The 2568-nt window shown below is 73.9% G+C and carries 2 protein-coding genes; both read left to right on the top strand.

All coding sequences use genetic code 11. The annotated features are described in order from the left end of the window. The coding region (locus tag GT030_RS08710; RefSeq protein ID WP_161200601.1) for an SSI family serine proteinase inhibitor at positions 1 to 384 on the top strand (384 nt) is incomplete at its 5' end. 299 nt (positions 385 to 683) lie between these two features. After that, positions 684 to 2568 (top strand): PAS domain-containing protein (locus GT030_RS08715; protein WP_161200602.1); only part of this gene is annotated, 1885 nt, incomplete at its 3' end.

Genomic DNA, 2568 nt, shown 5'->3' on the forward strand with positions numbered 1-2568 from the left:
ACCACCGCCGCCCTCCCCCCGCCCCCGCTCCCCGACGACCGCACCGGTGATCACCTCACCCTCGTCGTCCACGGCGCCGGCCCCGGCCGGGACGGTGTGCGGCAGCTCTTCTGTCATCCCGAGAGTGGTGATCACCCCGACCCCGCCGCCGCCTGTCGCGTGCTCGACGAGAACACCCGCTGGGGGCAGGACACCTTCGCCCCCGTTCCCCCGGACAGCATCTGCACGATGATCGACGGCGGGCCCGCCACCGCCCATGTCACCGGGTACTGGGCCGGCCGCCCCGTGGACGCCGACTTCAGCCGGCGCAACGGGTGCGAGATCGCCCGCTGGGACCGGCTGGTGCCGTTCCTGCCGGGTACCGGGGCGCAGAAATCCCCGTAAAGGTCCGGCGAAGGTCTCAGGGAGTGGTTGCGCAGCCGGGGAGGGCCGGCGGCGGGTGCCGGGCGGAGGGGGCGGCAGCGGGCCGGGGTGCACGTCAGGGGCAAGTCGGGTGCCGAGGAAGGCGACCCGTGGCGGGATGCGGGCATATGTTCGGCGTCACTTCGTCGTGGTACCTCCCTCCCATCCGGCGCCGTGCGCGCGGGCATAGCCCTTAGACTCCCTCGCGTGACACCCCGCGGGCCGCTTGGCAAGATGGCCCGAGCGGTCGGCAAGGTGCGGTGACAGGGAGGAAGCGTCTCGTGAGCAGCAGGCCATCCCGAGGCGCTGCTCGCCTCGCAGCCATACTCGACGCCCTGCCCGACGCGTTGCTCCTGGTCAACGCCAACGGCACGGTCGTCAACGCCAACACCATCGCCCTGGAGGCGTTCGAGGCACCCGGTACGGCGCTCGTGGGGCGGGGCCTGCTCGATCTGCTGCCGCAGTTCGACTCCAAGCTGATCCCCGGCTCGATGCGCCGCCCCGACCACATGGACCCGGCCGGCCGCACGAAGCCGACGCGGATGGTCGCCCGGCGCACCGACGGAACCGAGTTCCCGGTCGAGGTCACCAGCGCCAACCTGGAGAACCCCCAGCAGGCGTACGACGGTTCGGCGTACACCGGTGACGAGCTGCTGATGCTCGTCGTGCGGGACCTGTCCGGCACCGTCGACACCGAGGCCGAACTCGCCCGTTCGCAGCGGCAGACCGAGATGATCCTGCGCGCCGCCTCCGAGGGCGTCGTCGGCACGGACACCGACGGCCGGATCGTGCTGGTCAACCCCGCCGCCGCGCAGATCCTCGGCTACCGCGCCGGTGAGCTGGGCGGCCGCGAGCTGCACACCCTCGTACTGCACTCCCGTGCCGACGGCTCCCCCTTCCCGTACGACGAGTCGCCGCTCGCCGACACCCTGCGTTCCGGGCGCAAGCACCGGGTGCGCGGGCAGGTGCTGTGGTCCAAGAGCGGGGACGAGGTCTCCGTCGACCTGACCACCGCCCCGGTGCGCGACGGCGACCAGCTCGTCGGCGCCGTCATGACCTTCACCGACCGGCGCCCGTACCAGTCCCTCGCCGACGAGAAGGCGGCGCTGGAGCAGGCGCACGCCGAGGAGCTGGAGCGGCTCGCCGAGGAGCACGCCGCCGACCTCACCGCGCTGCGCCAGAAGCACGCCACCGAGGTCGAGGAGCTGACCGGGCGCGGCGCCGCCGAGCTGACCGAGCTGCGCGAGAAGCTCCAGGAGGAACTGGCCGCGGGCGAGGAGCGGTACGCCGCCCTCGGCGAGCGCGAGAAGGACCGGTACGACGCCCTCGCCGGCCGCCACGAGCAGCTCCTCACCCTCCTCGCCTCCTCCCTGCGCGGCCCGCTGGACGAGCTGCGCCGCGAACTGGCCGCCCTCGCCGCCGACGACGCGGGCCAGCTCTGGCCCGAGGCCAACCAGGTGCTGCACCACCTGTCGGCCGGGTACGCCCGCATCACCGCTCTCATCGACAACGTCCTCGGCTACCAGCGCCTGGACTCCGGCACCGAGGACATCGCCCGTACCAAGGTGATGCTGGACGCGGTCGTCGCGGCCGGTGTCGACGGTGCCGTGGAGCTGATCGGGCCGGGCCGCGTGCAGTTCGCCGTGCACGCCCCGCCCATCGAGGCCGAGGTCGACCCGCAGCGGCTCGCCACGGCGCTGGCCCACCTCGTGGCGGACGTCGCGGGCGTGGACGCCACCGGCAACGCCCCGGTCTCCTCGGCCGGTTACCTCGACAACACCGTGGTGGTCGCGGCCGCCCAGCGCGGCGAGGTCGCGCGTATCGAGGTGCGCGGGCCGTACGCCGGGGGCGACCCGGTGCACGAGCCGATCGTGCGGGGCATCGTCCGGGCGCACGGAGGTGTGCTCCAGACACATGAGGTGCCGGGCATGAGTGGGCGTGCCTACGTCCTCGAAGTCCCGCTGGGCGGTGGCGCCGGTACGGTCGCCGCACGTGTCCCGGACCCGCGCGAGGCCGTGTCGACCGGCGCCGAGGTCGCCCTCGTGGGCGACACCGGCGAGCAGGGCGGCCGGCGTCGGGCGCGGCGGTCGTCGACCGACGCGTTCCTGGAGAGCGAGGTCGCGGGCGCCGAGGCGGCCGACGGTCCGGGCGCTCCGGCGCCCACCG

The sequence above is a fragment of the Streptomyces sp. SID1328 genome, from assembly GCF_009865595.1.
In the GTDB taxonomy this organism is placed as follows: Bacteria; Actinomycetota; Actinomycetes; order Streptomycetales; family Streptomycetaceae; genus Streptomyces; species Streptomyces griseoluteus.